A 20,301-nucleotide genomic window follows, 5' to 3' on the forward strand; every position below is an offset into this window, starting at 1 on the left:
ACATCGTGCGTGCTCCGGATTGGCTGACAGCGCGGCCGGTCGCCCACCGCGGCCTGCATGACATTTCCCGCGGTGTGGTCGAGAACATGCCTGGCGCGGTGCAAGCCGCGATATCGGGCAATTTCTCGATCGAGGTCGACATCCAGCTCTCCGCCGACGGCGAGGCCATGGTGCACCACGACCATGCGCTAGGCCGCCTCACCGAGGCGACCGGTCCGCTGGTCGCAAAGACCGCTGCGGAGCTGAAAGCCATCCCCTTCAAGGATACGCCCGAGCGGATGATGTCGCTCAGCGACCTCTGCGCCATCGTCGCCGGCCGCGTGCCGCTGGTGATCGAGGTGAAGAGCCGTTTTGACGGCGACCGCAAGCTGGTGAAGCGGATGGCCGAAGTGCTGGCCTCCTATGATGGGCGAGCTGTGGGCATGTCCTTCGATCCCGATCAGGTGCTGGCGCTACGCGACTTGCTACCCTCCCGTCCCCGCGGCATCGTCGCGCAGCGGAGCTATGAGGACGAGTACTGGGCCCACCTGACCAAAGCGCAGCGCGACAGCATGCTGCACCTGCGCCACGGCTTCCAGACCCAGCCGCATTTCGTCGCCTTCAAGGTCGACCACCTCCCGGCGCCCGCCCCCTGGATCGCCCGCAACGTCTTCGGCTGCGCCCTGCTCGGCTGGACCGTCCGCACGCCCGAACAGCGGTCGCGTGTCGGGCAATATGCGGACCAGATGATTTTCGAGGGCTTCGTGCCGTAGGGGCACACCTCCCGCCCCTTGAAGTCGCTGCTGCAATGCACGATCTTGGGCTTAATGGCATCATCTGAAATTACGCTAGAGGCCGTCCCCTCCATGAGCGATGTCTCGCCCGAGGATTGGGACGCCTGCGCCAATCCCGCCGGCCGCTGCAAGGGGGGCGACAAGGGATCCTCATCCGCCCTTTCAGGCGATTCCCTCACGCCCTTAAAGCCTGCCTACAACCCATTCGTCTCGCACGCATTTCTTTCTGCGGTCGAGAAATCGGGTTCGGCAACGATCCGCACCGGTTGGGGACCGCGGCATCTTGTGGCCAAGATCGACGGCCGCGTCGCCGGCGTCGTGCCCTGCTATCTGAAGTCGCACAGCCAAGGCGAATATGTCTTCGATCGCGGCTGGGCCGACGCCTATGAGCGCGCCGGCGGGCGCTATTATCCGAAGCTTCAGGTCTCGGTTCCCTTCACGCCCGCCACGGGGCCCCGGCTCCTGGTCCGCGACGGCGTCGACCGCGAGCGCATCATGGAGGCGCTGGCGAGCGGGCTGGTGGCGCTGTGCGGCGTCAGCAAGGCCTCCTCGGTGCACGTCACCTTCGCGCGCGAGGCGGAGTGGAAGCTGCTCGCCCGGCACGGCTTCCTCCAGCGCACCGACCAGCAGTTCCACTGGCACAACGAGGGCTTTGCCAGCTTCGAGGATTTCCTGGCCACGCTGAATTCGCGTCACCGCAAATCGATCAAGCGCGAGCGGCGCGACGCGCTCGCCTCCGGGATCACCATCCACTGGCTCACCGGAAAAGACATCACTGAGGACGCCTGGGATGCCTTCTTCGAATTCTACATGGAGACCGGCTCGCGCAAATGGGGTCGGCCGTACCTGACGCGCGAGTTCTTCTCGCTGATCGGCGAGACCATGAGCGAGGACGTGCTGCTGGTGATGGCCCGCCGCAACGATCGGTGGATCGCGGGTGCCATCAACTTCATCGGCTCGGACACGCTGTTTGGCCGCAATTGGGGTGCGGTCGAGCATCATCCGTTCCTGCATTTCGAGGTCTGCTACTATCAGGCGATCGACTTCGCCATCAAACACGGCCTCGCGCATGTCGAAGCCGGCGCGCAGGGCGAGCACAAGATCGCGCGCGGCTACCTGCCGCGAACCACCTACTCGGCTCATTTCATCGCCGATCCAGGCCTGCGCCGCGCCATCGACGACTACCTCAAGCGCGAGCGAGCCTATGTCGCGGAAGCCGGACGAGAGCTGGCTGAACTCGGGCCCTTCCGGAAAGGCATTGACGAGGCGCCTTGACGGTTTGCCGCCGCTGATGACAGTAAGCGGGAAAGTTTCGAGGGAGCCGCCGCCATGACCGCCTATGACACCAACAACATCTTCGCAAAGATCCTGCGCGGCGAGCTGCCCTGCCACAAGGTCTATGAAGACGAGCATGTCTTCGCCTTCCTCGACATCATGCCGCGCGTCCCCGGCCACACGCTGGTGATCCCGAAGGCCCCTGCCCGCAACATCCTCGACGTTACGCCGGACGACTATGCCCATGTGGCGCGGGCTGCGAAGAAGATCGCGATCGCCGCGATGAAGGCGTTCAATGCCGACGGCATCACCGTGCAGCAGTTCAACGAATCCGCCGGCGGCCAAGTCGTGTTTCATCTCCACATGCACGTGATGCCCCGCCACGACGGCGTTGCGATGCTGCCACCTGCAAGCCGCAAGGAAGACGCCAAGGTCCTGGAAGAGAACGCGACCAAGCTGATCGCGGCGCTCAAGGTGGGCTAGATCTCACCACCCGTCATTGCGGGCGTAGCGAAGCAATCCAGACTGCCTCCGCAGGGACCGCCTGGATTGCTTCGTCGCAAGAGCTCCTCGCTATGACGGGAAGGCGGCGATGTACCCTCATTCCGTCTGAAAGTCCCCCGACTGCGGCGCAGCCAGCGGGGTGAACTCACAGCGATCCGGCTTGATGTCGATCAGCGGCGTGTTGTCGAGGCAGTCGAGGCCGCGAACCAGGATGGTGTTGCCCTCGATACCGACCAGCTTCACGATCGACGTGCCGATCGGATTGGGCCTGACCGGCGAGCGCAGCGAGAATGTGCCGCGGGTCTTCTCGTTGTTCTTCGGACTTTGCAGCACAATGTCGCGGCGCGACTTGTCGAGCCAATAGAGCACTTCGAGATTACTGTAGAAGTCGACGCCCTTGATCGCCGGCACGAAGGGCTCGAAAATCTCAAGGCGACAGACCGGGCCGTCGGTACGCCCCTGCCGGGGCGTCTCCAGCCGCGAGGCCCAGGGCGTACGGATGCGGCCGATGAAGACGAGGCCGGCATCCTCAGTCGAAGGCAGCTCGATGGCAACCTCGCCTTCGCGGAGCTCGTTTTCGCGAACCATATTTCCAGTTCCTTGGCTGTTCGCGGGGTTTTAGCGCAATCAACACCTGCCGGCCAGCATGAAGACTTCGCCGGCGAAAACGCCCGTGCATGCGCTCTTCCTACCCCCTCACGCCGCGGTTCTTCAGCACGAAGCACGCCCCGCCCGCTTTCCGGATGCGATTGCAGAGATCGTCCGCCTCGGGTCGCGTGTCGGCGCCGATGCGCACCTGGTAGAAGGCGTGCGAACCACGGCTTCGCATGACCGAGCTCAACAGGCTGGGATCGCGGTCACCGATCACGCCGCTCAGCCGCGTGACGGCGCGTGAGTACATCGCCAGCGCCTTGTTGCGGTCGAAGCCGGCGGCGAGCTGCACGCCCCAGATCTTGGCGGCCGCGAGCTCGACATGCTGCTCGAGCTCGGCGACGAACGGGTTCGGCGCGCGCTTCAGCAGCGCCATCAGGTCGCGGCAGCTCGTCGGCGGGGAGCTCGGCGGCCCCTTGCCGGTGCTGCCGGCCTTGGCCCATGTATCGACCGTAGCTCCAGTGATGGCATAGACGTAGTTGCGGGTCTGCTCCGGCATGCCACCGGTGCCGGCGAGCCATTCCTGCACCCGCCGCGGCCCAGCATTGTAGGCGGCGGCCGCGAGGCCAAGATTGCCGAACTGGTTGCGTAGCTCGTTCAAGAACTCCGCCGACTTCGGCAGGGCCTGCACCGGATTGAAGGGATTGAGCAGCCCCCGCTCGCTCGCCGTGCCCGGCATGAACTGCGCGATCCCCTGCGCCTGCTCGCCGCTGCGCGTCACGGGCCCCACCGCATCGGCCTGGAAGCGGCTCTCCTGCCAGATCACCCGGGCGAAGAATTCCAGCGGCAGATTGGCATCACGGGCGGCGGCCTCCACGATCAGGCAGATCGATTCCCGCGTATCGCTTTCGCGGTCGTCTGCAGGCTTCTCCGGTGGCTTGGCAGGTGGCGTCTCAGGTACTTGGACGCTCGGGGCCGCGGGTTCAATCGGGCTGTCCTCGGCCTCTCCCCGTGTCGCTGAGACCAGCAATGCGACAATGACGAGTGACGCTATCCGCGCCAGTCTTGCCCACGTATCATTGTGGTGGGCGCGGGCACGGTATTTAACAACACGGTCTGCCATATCGTGGCGTTGGGCCATAGTTCGACGAGTTGCCAATCGATGCTGAGTGACCTGCTTCTCCCAATGCTTTCCCCCGCCCGACGGATCCATAGCGTCCTTGTCTTCGTCTTCGCCGCGCTCATGTTCTGCGCCGCACCGACCAAGGCGCAAATCAGCTCGAACAGTACCGCTCAAACCGTCTGGCGGATGACCACCGAATATCCAGAGAACAACATATCCGGGATCGGGCTCGTCACTTTCGCCGATCGCGTCGCCGCGCGCACAAACGGTTTCGTGACCGTGACCAACGCCTTTGACAATCAGCTGAAGATCAGCTCGGGCGAAATGCCGCGCGCGGCGCTGGATGGCCGGATCGCCGGAGGCGATGCCTTCGCAGGCGCGCTTTCCGGCGTTGACCCCGTGCTCGGCCTTTCAACTCTTCCCTTCGTGGTACAATCGGTCGATATCGCCGCCGCGGTCAATTCGCGGGCGCGGCCGCTCTACGAGAAGGCCCTCGCCGCCCGCGGCCTCAAGCTGCTCTATCTGACGATCTGGCCGGCGACGGGCCTGTGGTCAGACCGATCCCTTGCGGGCCCCGATGATCTGCCGAAACTCACCCTGCGCGCTTACGATGCCAATTCCAGCGAGGTGATGAAGGCGGCCGGCGCGAACGCGCAATTCCTTCCGATGGACAGCGCGCTTGCCGGGCTCAGGGAGCACCGGCTGAACGCATTCCTCACCTCCGGTGACGGCGGCGCAGGACGCAAGCTATGGGATTTCCTGCCCTATTTCGCGGCCATCAACTACGCGATGCCGGTCTCGATCGCCTTTGTCCGGAACGAGGCGTTCGCGACGCTGCCCGAGCCGATGCAGCGCGAGGTGCTGGCTGCCGCGGCCGAGACCGAGCAAAGCCAGCTTGCGCTACTGGCCCACCGCACGAGCGAAAATTACGCCCGCATGCGGGACAATGGCGTCCACATCACCGAGCCCGCACCTGCGTCCCTTGTCGCGGCGCTGCGAACCGCCGCGACGGGCACGATAACGGCGTGGGAAGCGCAGGCCGGCGCAGATGCCGCCGCGATCGTCGAATGGGCGAGACAGCAATGACGCGACGGCTCTTGACTTGAAGTCCGATCCGACTAGCAACGGGCCGGCAGATTCAACCCGGGCCGCTCCTGATGGCAACAATCTTCTTCGACCTCGACGGCACGCTGACCAACCCAAAATCCGGGATCACGCGCTCGATCCAGTACGCCCTGGACAAGCTGAGCCTCGCGGTCCCCAGTGAGGATGAGCTGACCTGGTGCATCGGGCCGCCGCTGCATGCGAGCCTCCAGAAGCTCACAGGTAGCTCGGACCTGGCCGACCGGGCGCTGCTGCTCTACCGCGAGCGATTCAGCGATATCGGCCTGTTTGAGAACGAGGCCTATACCGGCATAGTGGATACGCTGGCGACGCTTGCAGCAACCAACCAGCGCATGTTCGTGGCGACCAGCAAGCCTGCCGTCTACGCCACCCGCATCGTCGATCATTTCGGTTTAAAGTCCTATTTCGAGCGTGTGTTCGGCTCCGAGCTCGACGGCACGCGCGTGGACAAGCGTGACCTCCTCCGCTACGCGCTCGGAGAGACCAGGGCGAATGCGGACAGCGCCATCATGATCGGCGACCGCAGCCATGATGTGGTCGGGGCCCGGACCAACGGCATGACGGCGATCGGGGTGCTCTATGGCTATGGCAGCGAGGCCGAACTGAAGGATGCCGGCGCCCATCACATCTGTGCCGCGCATCCTGAACTGCTCGGTCACTGCGTGATCTAGGCAGCGATTGTCTCGACAGCCGCAAGCATCCCTGTCTTCGGATGGCAGTTGAGATATTCGAAGAACTGCTCATCGGCCGCTGCCACCGTGACCTCATGATAGAGCCGCAGCTTCGCTGACGGCCCCAGCGTCGACAGATACTTCATCGCCGCACCGAAGATCTTCACGTGGGTCGGATGCGATTCCGCCCACCGCTCCAGCGCGGCCAAGCTCTTCCACCAGCTCTGACCATAGGATTTCTCGCTCGCGCTGCCGTCAGCCGAGAGCACCTGCATGTAACGGTTGGCATAGCAGCCGATCGCAAGGCCGCCGTCGCGCAGAAAATCCATGCCTTCGCGCAGCACCGGCTCGACGTCGTCGAGATAGAGCTTTCGTTCCGAGGCCTCGGTATCGCTCCAGTCCTGCCCGGAGCGGATCAGGCAAAGATTGTCCTGCGCCTTTACGCGCATCCGTGCGCCGTCGCGGACCAGTTCGGGATCGCAGCCCGGCGATATCGGATCGGTCTGCGACAGCGGAATACGGTCGCGCATGCCGCCCCAATAGGCGTGCTCCTGCACCTCGCCACTCATGCCCTCAGCGATGACCGCGACACCTTCTGGCCTGCCGAGCGAGGAGAACAGCGTCTCGTGCCGCGCCACGGTGGGACGCAGCACCTCGATGAAGGTGCCGATGTCCTGGCGTGTCTTTCCGGTCCACACCTCGCGCGCGGGCATAAACCAGGCGTCGAAGCGCGGGATATCGTCCCAATAGGCCACCGAGACAATATTCACGTAGCCGGCCTCGTCGACATAGCGCGCGCGATCCCAATGCGAGGGGCCGCCCTCGCCGGCAAACAACCGGGCGATTTCGGCGAGCGCTTCCGCCGCAGCCGCCGGTGATGTTCCACGATACTGCACGCCGAAATAACCCATTACGACGCGGTTCACGCCGGGCTTGTAGCGCGCCACGAACGAGGGATATGGCGGCCGGTAATCATCGGACACGTGCTTGTGGCGGGTACGCTGGATTTCCAGATGTGCAGGAATTGCGGATTCCATAATCATGTCCTCCCCTCGTCCCTGATCATCAGCTCGCTGCCAGGGCAATATCCACCGGTTCGACGGTGTCGACCGGCAGCGCGAACTGCTCGACCCGCTTGTACGGCTTCTTGTTGACCAGCAGCCGTGTGACGTCAGGCCGCGAGTAGTGCCCGGCGGGATCGGCGGCGTTCTTGGCGACGCCGATGGCGCCGAGATCGATCTCAGCCACCAGCAGCCCCTCCTGGTCGGGTGCAAGCTTGTCGCCGATCTGGCTGCCGTCGGGGCCATAGATCGCGGCAAAGCCGCCGCCCACATGCAGCAACGCGTTCTTGTCCGGCCGATCGCAGAGCTCGTCGATCATCGCCTGCGAGACCGTGGCGCAAGGCGCCAGCACGAAGCAGGAGCCTTCAACCGCATAAACGCGCGAGGCGGCGTTGTTGACCTCAGCCCCGAGAGCCGGAGCGAAAGGATCATACAACGAGAAACTCGGCCACGCCGCGACATGCACCTGCTCGTTCTGGGCATACATAGCGTATTTCGACAATGGCTGGAGATGCTCCCAGCAGCACAACGCACCGATGCGGCCGATGTCCGGGCGCGCATGAACCGCGAGATCGCTGCCGTCGCCTTCGCCGTAAACCGTGCGCTCGGCATGGGTCGGCCGCAATTTGCGGCGCTTGGCGATCGTCTCGCCGTCCGGCCCGATCAGCCATTGCGCCAGATAGAGGCTGCCGCCATCGCGCTCGGACAGGCCGATCACCGCCGTAAGCTTGGCCTTGCGGACAGCATCGCGCAATCGCTCGGCCTGCGGGCTGTCGTAGGACAGTGAATTGTCGAAATAGCGCTGCACAAAGCCGCGGCCGATCGCCCAGGCAGGCGAGTCCATCCAGATATGCCAGGGGTAGCCGGGGATGAAGGCCTCTGGGAACGCGATCAGCTTGGCGCCTTTCTCCGCGGCCTCCCTGATCAGCGCGATCGACTTGTCGATCGAGGCATCGAGGTCGAGCCAGGCCGGCGCCGCCTGCACCACCGCGACCTTGTATTTCGGATGTTCAATGCCCATTGCCACCTCCTTTGCCGGTTGATCCAAGACCACGTCCGATGCAGTCTATTGGGCCAAGCTGGGCGGGCATGCGCTCGACCAGGGTGGAACAAAAACTCGACTGGAAGGGATCGCGCGCCGGGTACGGAATTTGCCTGCGGGCGTGGTCTGGTTTTGCTGGAAGTAGAAAGGGAGGCCTGCCGATGACGATCCAGTTCACGACAGACGGCAGCCCCGGCTACCGGCGGCTCGCTCTCTGGCAGGACATCGTTTGCGACGTCTTCGTCGGGCTCGACTGCAAGTCGGATCTCGGCAGCGCCTTTCACGGCTCGGTCACGCAGGTCCCGCTCGGCAAAGCCGTTTGCTCCGAAGTCCGCTCCGACCGCCAACACGTCTTCCGCACGCCATCGCGCATCGCACGTTCGGATCAGGACTATATCCTCGTCGCGCTCGGCAATCGCGGCGATGGCGGCGTGGTGCAGGACGGTCGCGAAACCGTGATTCATCCCGGCGAATTCGCGCTCTACGACACCACGCGTCCCTATGAGCTGAAGTTCAGGGACAGCTTCTCCCAGACGATATTCAAGGTGCCCCGCGAAATGTTGCAGCGGCGGCTGGGCGGCACCGAGACGCTCACCGCGATCACGTTCGGGGCCGATGTGCCGCTCGAACGGCTGGCCTGTGATTTCATCTTCAGGCTTTGCCAGAGCGCGGACCGGCTCGCGCCCAACAACGCCGCCGCTTTGTCCGAGCAGGCCGTCGACCTGCTGGCGATGGCGCTCAGCGAGCGACTCGGCAAGACTTCTCTGCCCTCCTCGACCCATCGCTCCGCCCTGCTTTGCCGGCTCAAGGCGCATATCCGCACACGCCTCGCCGATCCCGATCTCTCGCTGGCCGCGACCGCCGCGGCGCTCGGCATCTCATCGCGCTATGTCAATGATCTCCTCGCCGACGAGGATACCTCGTTCCAGCGCCATGTGCTCGCGGAGCGCCTCGCCCAGTGCAAGCGCGACCTCGCCTCGCCCGTGCTCGCCCACCGCCACATCGGCGAAATTGCGTTTGCCTGGGGCTTCAACGACGTCTCGCATTTCGGCCGCGTCTTTCGCGAGCATTTCGGCATGTCGCCGCGCGATTACAGGCAAAGCCAGCTGCGGCACTGACGTCCGCCACGCGCCCGCCCTTGAGCTGAATCAAGTGCGCTTGCGCAGCTCATGGCATCCTGCGACGGTCGCGAGGGCTCCCGATGCGCCGATTTGCCATGAAGGCCCTGTTCACGGTTCTCTCGTTCGGAAGAGCGGAGCGAGAGAGGATCGATTGGGATCGCCGCATCCTGATCTTCTCCACAGGGGTAACGATCGCCTTGATTGCGCTCTACGTCTGGGCCAAGGCGACCTCGCGCTGGGAATGATGGAGTACACGATGAAGAGGTTCGCGCCGATCCTGCTGGCCATCGGCGTTCTGTGGAGCACCGCCAGTCAAGCCCTGGACCTCGAGCAGCGGCGCGCTGGAGCAATGCTGCAGCGGATGTGCGCGCGGTGCCACGCCGTCGGCAGGATGGGCGCGAGCCCGAACGAACTGGCGCCGCCGTTCCGTTATCTCGGCGAGAACAAGCTCTACGATCCGGACTTCATGCAGCGCCTTCAAGACGGCTACAGCAGCATTCATCGCGCCATGCCGACGGCTCGATTCGGCCGTGACGACGCAGAGGCCGTGGTAAGCTACCTCAGGGCGATTCAGGAGTCGCGGAGGTCGAAATAGGGCTGAAATGCCCACGGCTTCGGCTGGAACCATCCTGGGTCGGACCAAGTTGCGGACCAGTGACCGCGCCTCAACCGAATTCGCTTTACGATGTCGTCAACCACAATCGAGCACGTCGACGGCCTGCCGCAGCCACAACGCAATCAGGCGGTGCTGACCATTGCGCTCGGCATCATCATGGCCGTGGTCGACAGCGCCATCGCCAATGTCGCACTGCCGACGATCGCAGCCGACCTGAATGCGAGCCCTGCGTTCTCGATCTGGATCGTCAATGGTTACCAGCTCGCGATCACCATCTCGTTGCTGCCGCTGGCTTCGCTCGGCGAGATCGTCGGCTATCGCCGCGTGTATCTGGTCGGGCTCGTGCTGTTCACGCTCGCATCTGCCTTCTGCGCGCTGGCGCATACTCTGCCGTTGCTCACCATCGCACGCATCATCCAGGGGTTCGGCGCGGCCGGCATCATGAGCGTCAACTCGGCGCTGGTGCGCTTTACCTATCCGCGCAGCCTGCTCGGCCGCGGCATCGGACTCAACGCACTCGTCGTCGCCTTCTCCGCTGCCGTCGGACCGACGCTTGCTGCCGGCATCCTCGCAGTCGGCAGCTGGCCCTGGCTGTTCGCCATCAACGTCCCGCTTGGCATCGCCACGCTCGTGCTCGGCCTGCGCAGCCTGCCGCATACAACGCCGGCGAGTCATTCCTTCGATTGGCAAAGCGCGGGGCTTTCTGCGATCACCTTCGGCGTCGGCATCGCCGCGATCGATAGCGTCGGCCATGGCGAGGCGGCGATCACCTGTCTCATCCAGTTCGCCATCGCAATCGCCGCTGGCGCTTCGCTCATTTATCGCGAAACGCACATGAAATCGCCGCTCCTGCCTGTCGATCTGTTGCGCATCCCGGTGTTCGGGCTGTCCATTGCCACCTCCATCGCCTCGTTCTGCGGGCAAATGCTGGCCTTCGTGGCCATCCCCTTTTATCTGCAGAGCCGCTTCGGCTATTCGGCCGTGCATATGGGCCTGCTGATCACGCCCTGGCCCATCGCGGTGGCGTTCGCAGCTCCTCTGGCCGGTCGCCTGGTCGAGCATTATCCGGCCGGCCTGCTCGGCGGCATCGGACTCGCACTGTTCGCCTGTGGCCTCGCCGCGCTGGCCCTGCTGCCGGCGAGTCCGACGCCACTCGATGTCATCTGGCGGATGGCGCTGGCGGGGGCCGGCTTCGGCCTGTTCCAGACGCCCAACAACCGCACCATGATCGCCGCCGCCCCACGCGAGCGCGCCGGCGGCGCCAGCGGCATGCTGGGCACGGCGCGCTTGCTCGGCCAGACCACCGGAGCTGCGCTGGTCGCGCTGTTCCTCGGCCGCTATCCGATCGATGGGACCCGCATCGCGCTCCTTACCGGCGTCGGATTTGCCCTCTGCGGCGCCATGCTGAGCATGCTGCGGCTGTCGCCCGCCGGCGCCCGCGGCGCCGAACATGTCCGGGTGCAGGACGATCAACGCCTGCGGGGCGAATGACGCCACCCCGGCAGACGTGAAGCTGGAACAACAAAAAGGCCGGCTTTTCAACCGGCCTTCCTGATCACGATGCGCAGATCAAACCTTGACCAGCGGGCCCTTCGAGGTCGGCCCCTTGGATCCGCCGGGGCCGCCCGGCTTGTTGGGCTTGCCCGGCGGGCGCTTGCGGGCACCGGGCAGCTTTTCCTGCTTCGGCGTAACCGGCCCCTCGACGAACTCGAAACCGATCTTCTCCTTGGTCTCGTCGGCCTCGTCCTTGACCAGGACGACGCGAACGTGGCCACCGCTCTTGAGCTTGCCGAACAGCACCTCGTCAGCCAGGGGTTTCTTGATGTGCTCCTGGATCACGCGGGCCATGGGGCGCGCGCCCATCTGCTCGTCGTAACCATGCTGGACCAGCCAAGCCTTGGCGGGGTCGGACAGTTCGATGGTGACGTCGCGGTCGCCGAGCTGCGCTTCGAGCTGAAGCACGAACTTCTCGACGACGGTGCCGATCACTTCGACGCTGAGATGACCGAACGAGACGATGGCGTCGAGACGGTTGCGGAATTCCGGCGCGAACTGCCGGTTGATCGCCTCGTGGTCGTCGCCTTCCCGCTTCGAGCGCGTGAAGCCGAACGCCTGCTTGGCGAGATCCGAAGCACCTGCGTTCGTGGTCATGATCAGGATCACGTTGCGGAAGTTGACCTGCTTGCCATTGTGGTCGGTGAGCCGGCCGTGGTCCATGATCTGGAGCAGCACGTTGTAGAGGTCGGGATGCGCCTTCTCGATTTCATCGAGCAGCACCACGCAATGCGGATGCTGGTCGACACCGTCAGTGAGCAGGCCGCCCTGATCGAAGCCGACATAGCCAGGAGGTGCGCCGATCAGGCGCGACACGGTGTGCCGCTCCATGTATTCGGACATGTCGAAGCGCAACAACTCGACGCCGAGGCTCGCCGCGAGCTGCTTTGCCACCTCCGTCTTGCCGACGCCGGTGGGACCTGAAAACAGATAGCAACCGATCGGCTTCTCCGGCTCGCGCAAGCCGGCACGCGCCAGCTTGATCGATGCCGCGAGCGACTCGATCGCCTTGTCCTGGCCGAACACGGTACGCTTCAGGGTCTGCTCGAGATGCTTGAGCACCTCGGCATCATCCTTCGACACGCTCTTTGGCGGGATCCGCGCCATCGAGGCGATCGTGGTCTCGATCTCCTTGATGCCGATGGTCTTCTTGCGCTTGTTCTCGGCCACCAGCATCTGCGCCGCACCCGATTCGTCGATGACGTCGATCGCCTTGTCGGGCAGCTTGCGGTCATGGATATAGCGCGAGGACAGCTGTACGGCGGCCTCAATCGCCTCATTGGTGTATTTCAGCCGGTGGTAGTCTTCGAAGTAGGGCTTGAGACCCTTGAGGATGGCAATCGCGTCCTCGACCGTCGGCTCGTTGATGTCGATCTTCTGGAAGCGCCGCACCAGCGCGCGGTCCTTCTCGAAGTGCTGGCGGTATTCCTTGTAGGTGGTGGAACCCATGCAGCGGATCGTGCCAGAGGCAAGCGCCGGCTTGAGCAGGTTCGAGGCATCCATCGCCCCGCCCGACGTTGCGCCCGCACCGATCACGGTGTGGATCTCGTCGATGAACAGGATGGCATTGGGGTGCGCCTCGAGCTCCTTCAGCACCTGCTTGAGGCGCTCCTCGAAGTCGCCACGGTAGCGCGTGCCGGCGAGCAGCGTGCCCATGTCGAGCGAGAACACGGTCGCGGCCGCCAGAACCTCCGGCACCTCGCTGTCGACGATGCGCTTGGCAAGGCCCTCCGCGATCGCAGTCTTGCCGACGCCGGCCTCGCCAACGAACAGCGGATTGTTCTTCTGCCGGCGGCACAGCACCTGGATCGCCCGGTTGATCTCGGAATTGCGTCCGATCACCGGGTCGATCTTGCCGTCGCGCGCTTTCTTGTTGAGGTTGACGCAGTAGGTCTCGAGCGCTTCGCCCTTCTTCTTGGCGTCCTCGCTGCCCTTGGTCTCGGTCTCCTCATCGACGCCGCGCACCGGCCGCGCCTCGGAGACGCCCGGCCGCTTGGCGATGCCGTGGCTGATGTAGTTGACGGCGTCATAGCGCGTCATATCCTGCTCCTGCAGGAAGTACGCGGCATGGCTCTCGCGCTCGGCAAAGATCGCGATCAGCACGTTGGCGCCGGTCACCTCTTCGCGACCCGAGGACTGGACGTGGATTACCGCGCGCTGGATCACGCGCTGGAAGCCGGCGGTCGGCTTGGCGTCGTCGGCTCCGTCAGTCACCAGATTTTCGAATTCGGTCTCAAGGTAGTTGACGAGACTCGTACGGAGCTTGTCGAGATCGACGCTACAGGCGCGCATGACCGCAGCTGCATCGGAATCGTCGATCAGGGAGAGCAATAGATGCTCGAGCGTCGCATATTGGTGATGACGCTCATTGGCGATCGCCAGTGCACGATGCAGGGATTGTTCAAGGCTTTGGGAAAAAGTCGGCATTCGCGTCCTCTATGGCCCCCACCATCATGATCGCCATCGCCCGGTCAGGCAACAACAACCTTTGTCACATATAGTTATACAAGGCCGCAGCGAAAGACCGGTTCCGCGACTCGGCGGCTTCGATAGCTGCGGTATTCTCGATGCAAAACCCCTTCCGATTTGGGCAGGAGTCTTAGACAGATTCTCGCCGGCGGGATTTCCGTAGTTTTGCCGGTAGCTGCGCCCGGACGACACGCCAAAGCACCATCACGAGGCATCACGCGGCAAATCACGCTCCGCCCTGTGCCAGGGTCGGCTTCGAACGCGCCGTGATGCGCCCTATTTCTTTTCCATCACGCATTGCAGCGGGTGCTGGTGCTTGCGGGCGAAATCCATCACCTGCGTCACCTTGGTCTCGGCAATCTCGTAGGTGAACACGCCGCATTCGCCGATGCCATGATGATGGACGTGCAACATGATCTTGGTCGCGGCCTCGACGTCCTTCTGGAAGAACTTCTCCAGCACGTGGACGACGAACTCCATCGGAGTGTAGTCGTCGTTTAGGATCAGCACGCGATAGAGGTTCGGCCGCTTGGTCTTCGGTTTGACCTTGGTGATGACGGACGTGTTCGGACCCGCCGGGCCACCGGAACGGTTCTCGTCATTGCTCATCCGGGGAGCGTGGGCGGCAGCGGCCGTGGACAGGTCTACTCTGGAAGTCAGTTGCGGCATGGCTCAGGCGTTCAAATTCCCCACGGAAGCGTATGACGGCTCACCGGCCGGCCCCGCCCTCGGGAGCCTCGCGCAGGCGCGCCGCCCTGATCGCCGCTTCCAACCGGTCCGGTCGGGCCGGAGCGATTACCGGGAATATGGGCCTGCCCCCGGCTCGCCGCAAGCGTGCAGAGGTCGAACCGATGCGGCCGTGGCGGTCCCGATTCCCGGTCCGGCGATCCCCACCAAGGTTAATCAATTCGGACCGATTTGACAAAGCAATCCGTTCCCGGGTTTCAGGGCCATTAACCAGAAACACCGTTCGAAACGGGAACGCGACCTTTTGCGCGGCCCTAATCCCGGTTTTGTACGGTCGAGTTTACCTGGAATTCAACTGCGGGGCCTGAAATCGGGAGAAATTATTGATTTCGGGGAAAATCATGTTTCGCCTGCCCGTTGTCCGGTGCATTCGCCGACACCTAGCTCGTTTTGCCGCCGCCGAGCAGGCCAACGTCGCCGTTCTCTTTGCGATCATGCTGTTCCCGACCATCTATCTGCTCGGCATGACGATGGATTACACCCAGGCCCAACGTCGCCAATCGCAGCTCGACGCCGCGGCCGACGCTGCTGCTATCGCGGCCGTGACGCCATCGATGATGGCCCAAAGCACGACGGTCGCACAAACGACCGCCACCAACATTTTCAATGCGACCGCGAACGCAATCGCCGGCGGCCTGTCCGGGGCGCCGGTCCTGACGGTCACTGTCGGCAATGTCGGTCTGGTGCGCACGGCGACCGTGACTTACACCGCGAACTCCAGCAACGCCTTCCCGAGCGTGCTCGGCACTCCGGTGTGGCCGATCAGGGGCGGAGCGACCGCCAGCGCTTCCGGTGCGCCGAACATCAACTTCTATCTGCTGCTGGATGACTCGCCATCGATGGGCATCGCGGCAACGGCGAACGATATCTCCAACATGATAACGGCGACGAAGAACCAGCCCGGCGGCTCGGCAAATTGCGCGTTCGCCTGCCATGAAGCCCATCCTAACCTCGACAGCGGCGCAAACTCCTCGACCAAGGACAATCTTACCATCGCACGCAACAACAATATCACGCTGCGCATCGATCTCGTCGCCCAGGCCACTGCAAGTCTCATGAGCACGGCGCAAGCCAAAGAGGCCGTGAACAACAACACTTACAAGGCCGCGATCTATACCTTCGACTACGGCTTCAACACGGTTTACGCGCCATCGGGGCTGCCATCTGCCGACCTGACGACTGCTGCCAGTCAGGCCGCCAGCAACATTTCGCTCCTCACCGTCGACCATCAGAACTGTGTGGTCTCGGGATGCGCCATCACCACCGACTATGGCACCGACATCGAGAATGCCCTCTCGAGCGTCAATGCCCTCATGCCCGCACCTGGCGGCGGATCCAACCAAACCGGAGACACGCCTCAGGAAGTGGTATTTCTCGTCACCGACGGGGTCGACGACAAGATTGTATCGCTAAAGTCGTCCTGCAGCGGCACGCCGATTGCCACCGGCTCCAAATACCGATGCCAGCAACCCATCGACACGTCGATATGCACGACGATCAAGAACAGGGGAATTCGCATCGCGGTGCTCTATACCGAGTACCTGCCGCTCACAAGCAACAGCTGGTACAATTCCTACATCTCGACATTCAACAGCCCCTCGTCGTCGAGCGGACAGATCGCGCAGAACCTACAATCCTGCGCGTCGTCGCCCGACTTGTTCTCTGACGTACAATCGGGCGGTGATATCACAGGCGCGCTGAACAAACTTTTCCAGAAGGTCGTGGAAACGGCCCCTCACCTGACCAATTGAGGGAACGCATGACCGGCCCGCAGAGAGAATGGCGGCTGCGCGATCTCCTCGCCGCATTCCGCAAAGACACCAAAGGGGCGAACGCGGTCGAATTCGCCCTCGTCGCACCGGCATTCATCGCGTTGCTGGTTGGAATCATCCAGATCTTCCTGGTCTTCTTCGGTCAGCAATTGCTGCAGCAGGTCGTGCAGCAATCGGCTCGACAGATTCTGACCGGTCAGGTGCAAGGGGCCGGGATGACGCAGACCCAATTTTCGAACCTGGTCTGCTCGCAGGTCCGCATCATCTTCAACTGCAACAAGTTGATGATCAGCGTCCAATCCGCGAGCAGCTGGTCGACGTTGAGCGCGGCGGCTCCAACACTGACGTTCGATGCCAACGGGAATGTCACCAACAACTGGCCCTACAGCCCCGGAGGACCCGGCTCCAAGGTCATTCTGGAGGTGATCTACCAATGGCCGGTGTTCGGGGGACCGCTCGGCTTTACCCTCGCAAACCTTCCGAACGGCAATCGCCAGATCACGGCGTCGGCCGCATTCCAGAATGAGCCCTATCAATGATCCGCCGGTCGGTGCGCCTGAAGGAATTCCGAGCCAATGAAGACGCGGTGGCAGCGATCGAGTTTGCCATCGTACTGCCGTTCATGCTGTTGCTTTGCATCGGCGGGGTCGAGCTCGGCAACGCGCTCTCGATCAACGTCAAGGTGACGAATACGGTGCACACGATCGCCGACATCGTGTCGCAGAACAAATGCGTGACCACGAGCGACGTGACCGGCATCCTGAGCGCCTCATCCTACGTCCTCTCGCCTTATGACATCACCAAGGCCGTCGTAACCGTGTCGGAGGTGCAGCCGAACGGCGACAACGCCACAGCCAAGGTGATCTGGAGCCAATCGCTCAACGGCACGGCACGAACGGTTGGGACAACCGTCAATTTGCCGACAGCCTTGACGGGGGTGCCCACCACGAGTGGGCTCATCCTCGGTGAAGCGACGTATTTCTATACACCCAACCTCGGCTACACGATCAGCGGCACGGTTGCGCTCAGCGACAGCTATTACCTCTATCCTCGCCAGACGAGCTTCGTCCCCGCCATCACGAGCGGGACGACGCCCCCGGTGCCAGGAACCTCGTGTCCCACTTCTTGACCTGTTGCGCTCGCAAAAAAAGCCCGGCTGAAGCAGCCGGGCTTTTCGATTCCAGGAGTTCAGAAAATTACTGGGCGGCCGGGGTGAACTTCGAGACGACTGTTTCGACCGGCTTGAACGCCTGCTTGGCGAGGTCGCTGTAGAGCCCGGCGATCTTCTGCGATTCCGCGACGAACGTCTCATAGGCAGAACGGGCGAAATCGGTCTGCGCTTCCAGCGCCTTGTCCAGCGACTTCACACCGGACAGCTTCTCGACGAAAGACTTGGTGTCTTCGAACGACTTCTTGGTGTAGTCGCCATAGGCGCTGGCGATTGCCTGGAGGCCGTGCTGCACGGAGGTTGCGGAGGCAACGCAGCTCTCGAAATGCTCTTTTCCGTAGTTCTGAAAGTCTTCAACCTTGAACATCTTGGAATCCTTTTCCCTGGCTCGCGTCCGGAAGCCCCGGCTCCCTGACTGTGCCCACAATTAGTGCAACGCACAAAAAAGGTCAAGAATATTGTGCATCGCACAAAGATCAATCCAAGTTACGGAAATTCCCGGGCTTTCCCGCAAGGGTTCCTTAAGCTTTTGGAAACCGCGGCCCCCTACCCTGATTCCCTGGACGTGTTCACATCCGCAGACGGTCAAAAGCCGTTTGAGAACATCACCTTAGCCAGAACAGCGGCTCAGGTCCAACGTCCCCCGCAGTGAGCACCAGCGGAGGGACAGCCTGAGCAGGTAATGATCCCGGGTCAGCAGGGCACAATTTCGCCTCACGAGCCGGTGATCAAGTCACAAACGGGGACGGGGTTCCATGCTTCGTAACAAGTGGTCTTCCTCGCGCTTGGCGCGGGTTGGCGTTTTCGGACTTCTCACGGTCACCGCGGCGGTCATTGTGACGACCGATGCGGCCGACGCGCGGCGCTACCGACGCCATTACGCGCACCATCGGGTGCATCGCGACGTCTCCGAGAGCTACAGCCCGCAATTCGCCTCGATCATCGTCGACGGCAATTCCGGCGCGGTGCTGCAGGCAACCAGCCCCGACGGGCTGCGCCATCCCGCCTCGCTCACCAAGATCATGACGCTCTACCTGCTGTTCGAGCGCCTCGAGTCCGGCAAGATGAAGCTTGATACCGAGATGCCGGTATCCCAGCATGCCGCCGACCAGGACCCGACCAAGCTCAATCTGCGCGCCGGCCAGACCATCCGCGTCGAGGACGCGATCAAGGGTCTTGTCACCCGCTCGGCCAACGACGCGGCCGTGGTGATTGCGGAAGCGATCGCCGGCGACGAGGACGATTTTGCCGCGATGATGACGCGCAAGGCGCGCGCGCTCGGCATGTCCAAGACGGTCTACCGCAACGCCAACGGCCTTCCCAACGACGAGCAGGTCACCACGGCGCGCGACCAGGCGACGCTCGGCCGCGCGATCCAGGAGCGCTTCCCGCGCTACTATCGTTATTTCTCGACTACCTCGTTCACCTGGCGTGGCGAGCAGATCCGCAACCACAATCACCTGCTCGGCAGCGTCGAGGGCGTCGACGGCATCAAGACCGGCTACACCCGAGCTTCCGGCTTCAATCTCGTGACGTCGATACGCCGCGGCAACCGCCATCTCATCGGTGTGGTGCTGGGCGGCCGCAGCGGCGGCTCGCGCGATGCCATCATGCGCAACCTGCTTGCGGAGAACCTCGACAAGGGCGCAACCACCCACACTGTTGCCGCAGTGACCGAGCGAAACAGCGCTGAGGCCAGCACCGAGGTGGCCGATGCTTCGGAGACCTCGGCCCGTCCCGTTCCCCCGGTTCAGGTCGCGGCCGCTCCTGCCCCCGAGGCAGCCGCGCCGCGTCCCTCGCGTCTGGCGACGCTTGCCGCTGCGACCGCCGCGATGCCGCCGGTGCAGCCCAAGCCAGAAGCCAAGGCCACGGAATCCAAGATTGAGCCCGCGCCGCTTACCAGCGGCGTGATCACCAGCCAGCCGCTCTCCCTGATCCCGGGTTCGTCCGAGCCGATGAAGCCCGTGCGGGTCAAGACGGTTCAGGTCAAGGCTGGTGCGGTGAAGGTCGCGTCTGCCGCCCCGACGCAGGTTGCGCCGCAAGTCACCAGCACGATTTCGCCCCGTCCCGACGTCGCGGAAACCTCCGGCGCGGTCGTTGCCAAGGCCGACATGATCAACAAGCCGGAGCCGGTCAAGGCCGATGTCGCCCGAGCCGAATTGCCGCACCAGCCGGTGGGCTTCGGCACCGGCAACGGCATCCTCGGCGTGCTGCCGGCGGCCACCGCCGCTGCACCGGCGCCCGCCCCAGTCGCCAAGCTTGCCTCCGCCGATCCGGCCCCGCAGCCGATCCAGATGAGCGCCCCCACCAAACCGGTCGTCACCCATAGCGGCTGGATCGTCCAGGTTGGCGCGCTCGAGAGCGAAAGCGAAGCGCAGCAGCGCATTGAAGCGGCCCGCAGCTCGGCCCGTGGCCTGCTCAGCAAGGCCGATCCGTTCACCGAGCCTGTCGTCGCCAGGGATAACCGCAAGCTCTACCGGGCCCGCTTTGCCGGGCTCGAGCGGGACCAGGCCGAAGCGGTGTGCCGGATGCTGAAGCGCGCCGACATCTCCTGCATGACGGTCCGCAACTGATCTCTCAGCCCCTTCCCAGCAAAATGCCCGCGCCTTGCGCGGGCATTTTTGTTTTTGGGACGCGGTGGCGCCGATGGCCGTTCCGCGACAACCTCTCGTCAAGAATTTACGGTTAA

The 20,301-nt window shown here is 63.5% G+C and carries 20 protein-coding genes; 13 read left to right on the top strand and 7 right to left on the bottom strand.

Annotation, left to right across the window (positions count from 1 at the left end; genetic code table 11):
- Nucleotides 1-5 precede the first annotated feature (5 nt).
- From X265_RS21895 to X265_RS21905, 3 genes are read left to right on the top strand one after another with little or no spacing between them, the layout of a single operon-like run.
- On the top strand, nt 6-752 hold the full coding sequence (locus X265_RS21895; protein WP_128966691.1) for a glycerophosphodiester phosphodiesterase: 747 nt from the start codon (nt 6-8) through the stop codon (nt 750-752).
- Between the two features lie 54 nt (nt 753-806).
- Nucleotides 807-2,048, top strand: coding sequence for a GNAT family N-acetyltransferase (locus tag X265_RS21900; RefSeq protein WP_128966692.1), 1,242 nt, complete (start codon nt 807-809; stop codon nt 2,046-2,048).
- Between the two features lie 54 nt (nt 2,049-2,102).
- Nucleotides 2,103-2,531, top strand: a complete 429-nt coding sequence (locus tag X265_RS21905) for an HIT family protein (RefSeq protein WP_128966693.1) — start codon at nt 2,103-2,105, stop codon at nt 2,529-2,531.
- A 117-nt stretch (nt 2,532-2,648) separates the two neighbouring features.
- Here the strand turns inward: X265_RS21905 and tsaA are convergent, their stop codons facing one another.
- Nucleotides 2,649-3,140, bottom strand: coding sequence for a tRNA (N6-threonylcarbamoyladenosine(37)-N6)-methyltransferase TrmO (tsaA, locus tag X265_RS21910; protein WP_128966694.1), 492 nt, complete (start codon nt 3,138-3,140; stop codon nt 2,649-2,651).
- 100 nt (nt 3,141-3,240) lie between these two features.
- Nucleotides 3,241-4,266, bottom strand: a complete 1,026-nt coding sequence (locus X265_RS21915; RefSeq protein ID WP_244659395.1) for a lytic transglycosylase domain-containing protein — start codon at nt 4,264-4,266, stop codon at nt 3,241-3,243.
- Between the two features lie 39 nt (nt 4,267-4,305).
- Here X265_RS21915 and X265_RS21920 point away from each other — a divergent pair, with 39 nt between their 5' ends.
- Nucleotides 4,306-5,352, top strand: a complete 1,047-nt coding sequence (locus tag X265_RS21920) for a TRAP transporter substrate-binding protein (RefSeq protein ID WP_128966696.1) — start codon at nt 4,306-4,308, stop codon at nt 5,350-5,352.
- A 71-nt stretch (nt 5,353-5,423) separates the two neighbouring features.
- Complete coding sequence (locus X265_RS21925; RefSeq protein ID WP_128966697.1) at nt 5,424-6,062, top strand: HAD family hydrolase; 639 nt, start codon at nt 5,424-5,426, stop codon at nt 6,060-6,062.
- On the opposite strand, the gene X265_RS21930 is transcribed toward X265_RS21925, so the two are convergent.
- Together X265_RS21930 and X265_RS21935 are read right to left on the bottom strand one after the other, a co-directional pair.
- The gene (locus tag X265_RS21930; protein ID WP_128966698.1) at nt 6,059-7,099 is read right to left on the bottom strand and encodes a phenylacetaldoxime dehydratase family protein; all 1,041 of its coding nucleotides are present in this window, start codon (nt 7,097-7,099) and stop codon (nt 6,059-6,061) included. The two genes, X265_RS21925 and X265_RS21930, sit on opposite strands and share 4 nt — an antisense overlap.
- A 28-nt stretch (nt 7,100-7,127) precedes the next feature.
- Complete coding sequence (locus X265_RS21935; RefSeq protein ID WP_128966699.1) at nt 7,128-8,144, bottom strand: carbon-nitrogen hydrolase family protein; 1,017 nt, start codon at nt 8,142-8,144, stop codon at nt 7,128-7,130.
- Between the two features lie 182 nt (nt 8,145-8,326).
- Here X265_RS21935 and X265_RS21940 point away from each other — a divergent pair, with 182 nt between their 5' ends.
- From X265_RS21940 to X265_RS21950, 4 genes are all read left to right on the top strand, one after another.
- A complete protein-coding gene (locus tag X265_RS21940; RefSeq protein WP_128966700.1) occupies nt 8,327-9,283 on the top strand; it encodes an AraC-like ligand-binding domain-containing protein in 957 nt (318 codons plus the stop codon).
- An 83-nt stretch (nt 9,284-9,366) separates the two neighbouring features.
- Nucleotides 9,367-9,531: a hypothetical protein gene (locus tag X265_RS40665; RefSeq protein ID WP_164938733.1), complete on the top strand. Its 165-nt coding sequence runs from the start codon at nt 9,367-9,369 to the stop codon at nt 9,529-9,531.
- Nucleotides 9,532-9,542: 11 nt separating this feature from the next.
- On the top strand, nt 9,543-9,881 hold the full coding sequence (locus X265_RS21945) for a c-type cytochrome (RefSeq protein WP_128966701.1): 339 nt from the start codon (nt 9,543-9,545) through the stop codon (nt 9,879-9,881).
- 90 nt (nt 9,882-9,971) lie between these two features.
- Nucleotides 9,972-11,393, top strand: a complete 1,422-nt coding sequence (locus X265_RS21950) for an MFS transporter (RefSeq protein WP_128966702.1) — start codon at nt 9,972-9,974, stop codon at nt 11,391-11,393.
- Nucleotides 11,394-11,471: 78 nt separating this feature from the next.
- On the opposite strand, the gene clpA is transcribed toward X265_RS21950, so the two are convergent.
- Both clpA and clpS read right to left on the bottom strand, forming a co-directional pair.
- Nucleotides 11,472-13,883, bottom strand: a complete 2,412-nt coding sequence (gene clpA, locus X265_RS21955) for an ATP-dependent Clp protease ATP-binding subunit ClpA (RefSeq protein WP_128966703.1) — start codon at nt 13,881-13,883, stop codon at nt 11,472-11,474.
- 318 nt (nt 13,884-14,201) lie between these two features.
- On the bottom strand, nt 14,202-14,534 hold the full coding sequence (clpS, locus tag X265_RS21960) for an ATP-dependent Clp protease adapter ClpS (RefSeq protein ID WP_027530069.1): 333 nt from the start codon (nt 14,532-14,534) through the stop codon (nt 14,202-14,204).
- 479 nt (nt 14,535-15,013) lie between these two features.
- Between clpS and X265_RS21965 the strand changes: the two genes are divergently transcribed.
- From X265_RS21965 to X265_RS21975, 3 genes are read left to right on the top strand one after another with little or no spacing between them, the layout of a single operon-like run.
- Nucleotides 15,014-16,423, top strand: coding sequence for a TadE/TadG family type IV pilus assembly protein (locus X265_RS21965; protein WP_128966705.1), 1,410 nt, complete (start codon nt 15,014-15,016; stop codon nt 16,421-16,423).
- Nucleotides 16,424-16,431: 8 nt separating this feature from the next.
- Nucleotides 16,432-16,983: a TadE/TadG family type IV pilus assembly protein gene (locus X265_RS21970; protein WP_128966706.1), complete on the top strand. Its 552-nt coding sequence runs from the start codon at nt 16,432-16,434 to the stop codon at nt 16,981-16,983.
- On the top strand, nt 16,980-17,573 hold the full coding sequence (locus X265_RS21975) for a TadE/TadG family type IV pilus assembly protein (RefSeq protein ID WP_128966707.1): 594 nt from the start codon (nt 16,980-16,982) through the stop codon (nt 17,571-17,573). Before X265_RS21970 ends, X265_RS21975 begins: the two co-directional genes overlap by 4 nt.
- Before the next feature lie 67 nt (nt 17,574-17,640).
- Here the strand turns inward: X265_RS21975 and X265_RS21980 are convergent, their stop codons facing one another.
- A complete protein-coding gene (locus tag X265_RS21980; RefSeq protein WP_128966708.1) occupies nt 17,641-17,979 on the bottom strand; it encodes a phasin family protein in 339 nt (112 codons plus the stop codon).
- Nucleotides 17,980-18,367: 388 nt separating this feature from the next.
- Here X265_RS21980 and X265_RS21985 point away from each other — a divergent pair, with 388 nt between their 5' ends.
- Nucleotides 18,368-20,185, top strand: coding sequence for a D-alanyl-D-alanine carboxypeptidase (locus X265_RS21985; protein ID WP_128966709.1), 1,818 nt, complete (start codon nt 18,368-18,370; stop codon nt 20,183-20,185).
- The last annotated feature ends 116 nt before the right edge of the window (nt 20,186-20,301 follow it).

The sequence above is a fragment of the Bradyrhizobium guangdongense genome, from assembly GCF_004114975.1.
In the GTDB taxonomy this organism is placed as follows: domain Bacteria; phylum Pseudomonadota; class Alphaproteobacteria; order Rhizobiales; family Xanthobacteraceae; genus Bradyrhizobium; species Bradyrhizobium guangdongense.

What these genes read in the sequence shown, in the direction of transcription:
- X265_RS21945 (WP_128966701.1), top strand. Translation starts at nt 9,543, where the DNA reads ATGAAGAGGTTCGCGCCGATCCTGCTGGCCATCGGCGTTCTGTGGAGC.
- X265_RS40665 (WP_164938733.1), top strand. Translation starts at nt 9,367, where the DNA reads ATGCGCCGATTTGCCATGAAGGCCCTGTTCACGGTTCTCTCGTTCGGA.
- X265_RS21940 (WP_128966700.1), top strand. Translation starts at nt 8,327, where the DNA reads ATGACGATCCAGTTCACGACAGACGGCAGCCCCGGCTACCGGCGGCTC.
- X265_RS21905 (WP_128966693.1), top strand. Translation starts at nt 2,103, where the DNA reads ATGACCGCCTATGACACCAACAACATCTTCGCAAAGATCCTGCGCGGC.
- X265_RS21930 (WP_128966698.1), bottom strand. Translation starts at nt 7,099, where the DNA reads ATGGAATCCGCAATTCCTGCACATCTGGAAATCCAGCGTACCCGCCAC.
- X265_RS21980 (WP_128966708.1), bottom strand. Translation starts at nt 17,979, where the DNA reads ATGTTCAAGGTTGAAGACTTTCAGAACTACGGAAAAGAGCATTTCGAG.
- tsaA (WP_128966694.1), bottom strand. Translation starts at nt 3,140, where the DNA reads ATGGTTCGCGAAAACGAGCTCCGCGAAGGCGAGGTTGCCATCGAGCTG.
- X265_RS21985 (WP_128966709.1), top strand. Translation starts at nt 18,368, where the DNA reads ATGCTTCGTAACAAGTGGTCTTCCTCGCGCTTGGCGCGGGTTGGCGTT.
- clpS (WP_027530069.1), bottom strand. Translation starts at nt 14,534, where the DNA reads ATGAGCAATGACGAGAACCGTTCCGGTGGCCCGGCGGGTCCGAACACG.
- X265_RS21935 (WP_128966699.1), bottom strand. Translation starts at nt 8,144, where the DNA reads ATGGGCATTGAACATCCGAAATACAAGGTCGCGGTGGTGCAGGCGGCG.
- X265_RS21975 (WP_128966707.1), top strand. Translation starts at nt 16,980, where the DNA reads ATGATCCGCCGGTCGGTGCGCCTGAAGGAATTCCGAGCCAATGAAGAC.
- X265_RS21970 (WP_128966706.1), top strand. Translation starts at nt 16,432, where the DNA reads ATGACCGGCCCGCAGAGAGAATGGCGGCTGCGCGATCTCCTCGCCGCA.
- X265_RS21950 (WP_128966702.1), top strand. Translation starts at nt 9,972, where the DNA reads ATGTCGTCAACCACAATCGAGCACGTCGACGGCCTGCCGCAGCCACAA.
- X265_RS21925 (WP_128966697.1), top strand. Translation starts at nt 5,424, where the DNA reads ATGGCAACAATCTTCTTCGACCTCGACGGCACGCTGACCAACCCAAAA.
- clpA (WP_128966703.1), bottom strand. Translation starts at nt 13,883, where the DNA reads ATGCCGACTTTTTCCCAAAGCCTTGAACAATCCCTGCATCGTGCACTG.
- X265_RS21915 (WP_244659395.1), bottom strand. Translation starts at nt 4,266, where the DNA reads ATGGCAGACCGTGTTGTTAAATACCGTGCCCGCGCCCACCACAATGAT.
- X265_RS21920 (WP_128966696.1), top strand. Translation starts at nt 4,306, where the DNA reads ATGCTGAGTGACCTGCTTCTCCCAATGCTTTCCCCCGCCCGACGGATC.
- X265_RS21965 (WP_128966705.1), top strand. Translation starts at nt 15,014, where the DNA reads ATGTTTCGCCTGCCCGTTGTCCGGTGCATTCGCCGACACCTAGCTCGT.
- X265_RS21900 (WP_128966692.1), top strand. Translation starts at nt 807, where the DNA reads ATGGCATCATCTGAAATTACGCTAGAGGCCGTCCCCTCCATGAGCGAT.